This is a genomic window from Hydrocoleum sp. CS-953, from assembly GCF_002260545.1.
In the GTDB taxonomy this organism is placed as follows: Bacteria; Cyanobacteriota; Cyanobacteriia; order Cyanobacteriales; family Microcoleaceae; genus Trichodesmium.
Map to the genome: position 1 here is coordinate 1 of NZ_LGSU01000566.1, position 3,665 is coordinate 3,665.

Here is a 3,665-nt window from a genome sequence, read left to right on the forward strand (position 1 = left end):
TTTGCGATCGCTTAACCAGCCATGTACAACAGCATCCTGATATTTTGGTTCAAAACTGTAAGATGCCCAAAATAGAGACCAACCACGTTGGGGATGATAACGTTTTGCCATAAGATACCAAGTATTGCTTAACATTTGATATCTTCCTGCTGCAGTGCTACAATTATCTTTATTTGGACCAGAAACTATCGTTATACACCAATCTGGATGTTTTCTCAGGTCAGATACCTTTTTTCCTGTATAAACAACATGATAAGGTCGATCATAATTAGACTCACTAGCTGAAATAGTTCGCATTAACGCCCGAATATAAGGGTCGCCACCTTTCATTGCTAGTCGAGGCCATTTTTCTCCATCATCATAATTATATTGATAATTATATTGATTAGGGGCATTTAATTTAGTTAATTGCTGCTTATTTAGATGAAATTTTCCCTTAAAAATCTGGAAAAAAGATATAAAAGAGACGATAAGTATAGATATAAAAATTAGGCGTTTGAAAAGCATAAAACGGACTTGAGAAGGCTTTCGTCTTTTTATTCTAATTTTCGGTTTAACAGAACGCATCTAAATCGTTAAGGGTTATTTNATTGGTTGCTAAAAATGTCGCCGAAAAGCATAAAACGGACTTGAGAAGGCTTTCGTCTTTTTATTCTAATTTTCGGTTTAACAGAACGCATCTAAATCGTTAAGGGTTATTTTCTAAATATTATTCTGAGAGCTTTTGACAATGAATTACATTTCCTAAACTCTCTAATAAACATTTATTTTAACTCAAGTCACTAAAAGTTTCACCCCATTTTTAATAAGTAAAATAGCTCTGATTTTTTTACAACAATTACTGTATTGAAATAATTCTAAAATGTGCTATGCAATAAATTTAAAACTACGCTCAAGAGACAGAAATAAATAATTCTGCCAAAGATTTTTCCGATGCTTCTGCCTGAGTAACAATCTCAACAATTTTATTGGAAGCTGCTGATTGAAATATTGCCTCCACAGAAACTTGTGCTACTTTAGTGCGAGGAATACTACCATCAAATAAGCGATCGGCAGGTTCCATAACAATAGGAAATTGGTTATCATCATTTTTCAGACCACCAGGGCGAACAATAGTATACTTAAGACCACTTTTCTCAATATACTCTTCAGCTTGTTTCTTCCAGAATAAAACTAACCAGAACAAATTTAGGGGGTGAAAAAATTGAGAAACACACAAGGATGAAACTAAAACAAAATGTTCAATACCCTTCTGTTTTGCAACATCTACTAAATTTTTAGTTCCTAAATAATCAACTTGATATGGGCCAGTAAAGTCAAAGTTAGGTCTAGCACCTGTAGCGCATATTACTACTGTGCTATCCCCAATAGCAGTGTAGAGACTACTAGAGTTAAGGACATCCCCCATTACCAACTCTGCTTCTGGGGGCAGAATTTCTCTTGCTGTTTCTAAGTTACGAACTAAAGCTTTAACAGGAATATCTCGTTTCACCAACTCTTGTACAATTCGACGACCTGTTTGGCCAGTTGCTCCAGGAACAAATGCTTTCATATCTCAATATATATAAAATTCTAGACTTTAATTGACTTTAACTCTATGATCCCTTCTTCATAAAGTATAGATATATCTCCTTGGATAAATTAAANGAATTTCTCTTGCTGTTTCTAAGTTACGAACTAAAGCTTTAACAGGAATATCTCGTTTCACCAACTCTTGTACAATTCGACGACCTGTTTGGCCAGTTGCTCCAGGAACAAATGCTTTCATATCTCAATATATATAAAATTCTAGACTTTAATTGACTTTAACTCTATGATCCCTTCTTCATAAAGTATAGATATATCTCCTTGGATAAATTAAATATGCAATTTGGCAATCCTAAAATTATTGAGTATAGTGTATATATATATACACGAGGGGACAAATCATGCACCACAATTTTGCAGCAGATCAAACCTTAGAAATGGACAAAAATTTGATTAGTGATTTTTACTTAAGCACAACAGAAATAGACACACCAGAAACTAGCAAAATTACTTGGTTTAATACTAAATATAGTGACTGCATGGAATTGTATGTAGATGTTGAAACAGTAGCAAACCACTTTGCATCTCATCGAAATTGGTTTTGTCGATGCGCTCATCCGATGAAAGTTCAGCCTATTGGAGAAAATGGCTATGATTTGTTGGTGGGAAAGTTTGGTTCTTTTGGATACCATGTAGAAGCCAGAGTTGGTTTGGAGTTAGTACCACCAGATTCCGCAGGAATATATAGAATTAGAAATATAGACGTGCCAAATTATACACCTCCTGGATATGAAATTAAATTTCAATCAGAAATGAAATTGGTAGAGTTACCCACCGAGCAATTCTGTACTCAGAAAGAGATTCAAAAATTGGGACTTCCCCCTGTAATTACTGGAGCAAAATGGGATCTAGATTTGACTGTGGGTGTCAAGTTTCCTGAGTTTATTCTAAAAATGTCCCCTGGTTTGATTCAGAAGACTGGCAATAACTTATTACTAAAAATAGTACGCCAGGTATCACGGTGTTTGAGCTACAAAACTCAGATTGATTTTCATACTACCTATAATTTGCCATTTCCCAAGCAGAGAAAAAGAAAGTAGGGTTTTGGTGAACAATACCCTACAATGTTTAAATATTTATAGCAGTAACAATTACTTTGAGGAAATTCTCAAATCATAAAACTGAGTCATAGCAAGAATTTAACTTTTTACCCATAATACCTAAGAGCTGATTAATAAACTGAATATTAAAGAAGTTTCTCAACCATTATTGCGAGGGGGTAATCAAAGAGCAATACTAAACGGTTTACCCAATTATTACCCCCAGTAAGAATCTTTGGCATAACAGCCCAGTTTGAGATTGCGTCGGCTGAAAATATATTACAGGAGATTAACTTGTTTAATCGCTGCCTAGCTTCGGACAATATCAGACTATCTTTATAAATTAGCTCTCAAAAATCTACGCGGATTTATCAGTTTTACATATTGCTGATAATCTTCAAGACAATTTCTACACCTGTGACTGCTTGCCAACTAAAAAGGCCCAGGATTGAAACATTAAGAACTATATGACTGTACCTCGCCCAATCTTGGCCTTTCTGCATAAAAGGAGTTAAAGAAGCAGATACAGCGATCGCTCCCATCATACCTAACCCTGCTAGAAGATGGGGACCAAAAAAGAGCTTACCATTATTAATATAAGTGACTGCCATTCCACCAAGAGACCCCAAAACCATAAAAGCTAGGAGTAGGGAACCGACTTGGTGATGTTTGACTTTAAATTTAGCAAATTCTTTTTTCTTTTCTGTTTCTGTAGCAGTTCTACTGTTGCGAACTTTAATACCGAGATATAAGGCATAAATTGTCAAGGCGAAAAGTACCCACATAATCGCAGGATGGAAAAAGTTGAGCCATGGTTTAATAGATTCTGGAATTGGCAGATCCATAATTAATCTTCTCTCTAGGATTCGTAAAAAAACTTCATAAAACTTATTATAACAGCCAGTTGATTTTATTTAATAGTGACGCTCTCAATAGTGAATATATATAGAAGCCATTTGGTATGTCCAGAAAATAGGTTCTGGTGGAGAATTAATTGATAAAAAATGGGTAATAATTGATTTGATGATTGGATGAGTG

4 protein-coding genes and 1 pseudogene are annotated in these 3,665 nt (G+C 34.8%); 1 reads left to right on the top strand and 4 read right to left on the bottom strand.

What is annotated here, in order from left to right; all coding sequences use genetic code 11:
* The 3 genes and pseudogenes from AFK68_RS06100 to AFK68_RS06110 all read right to left on the bottom strand — a co-directional run.
* The coding region (locus tag AFK68_RS06100) for a glycoside hydrolase family protein (RefSeq protein ID WP_094672010.1) at window positions 1–567 on the bottom strand (567 nt) is incomplete at its 3' end.
* Between the two features lie 325 nt (window positions 568–892).
* Window positions 893–1,552, bottom strand: a complete 660-nt coding sequence (locus AFK68_RS06105) for an NAD(P)H-binding protein (RefSeq protein ID WP_094672007.1) — start codon at window positions 1,550–1,552, stop codon at window positions 893–895.
* Between the two features lie 95 nt (window positions 1,553–1,647).
* Window positions 1,648–1,768, bottom strand: a pseudogene (locus AFK68_RS06110) (NAD(P)H-binding protein); the annotation flags it as partial.
* A gap of 160 nt (window positions 1,769–1,928) precedes the next feature.
* Here AFK68_RS06110 and AFK68_RS06115 point away from each other — a divergent pair.
* Window positions 1,929–2,627, top strand: coding sequence for a DUF1997 domain-containing protein (locus tag AFK68_RS06115; protein WP_094672008.1), 699 nt, complete (start codon window positions 1,929–1,931; stop codon window positions 2,625–2,627).
* A gap of 377 nt (window positions 2,628–3,004) precedes the next feature.
* Here the strand turns inward: AFK68_RS06115 and AFK68_RS06120 are convergent, their stop codons facing one another.
* On the bottom strand, window positions 3,005–3,472 hold the full coding sequence (locus AFK68_RS06120; protein ID WP_094672009.1) for a DUF4079 domain-containing protein: 468 nt from the start codon (window positions 3,470–3,472) through the stop codon (window positions 3,005–3,007).
* Window positions 3,473–3,665: the final 193 nt, after the last annotated feature.

What these genes read in the sequence shown, in the direction of transcription:
- AFK68_RS06105 (WP_094672007.1), bottom strand. Translation starts at nt 1,552, where the DNA reads ATGAAAGCATTTGTTCCTGGAGCAACTGGCCAAACAGGTCGTCGAATT.
- AFK68_RS06115 (WP_094672008.1), top strand. Translation starts at nt 1,929, where the DNA reads ATGCACCACAATTTTGCAGCAGATCAAACCTTAGAAATGGACAAAAAT.
- AFK68_RS06120 (WP_094672009.1), bottom strand. Translation starts at nt 3,472, where the DNA reads ATGGATCTGCCAATTCCAGAATCTATTAAACCATGGCTCAACTTTTTC.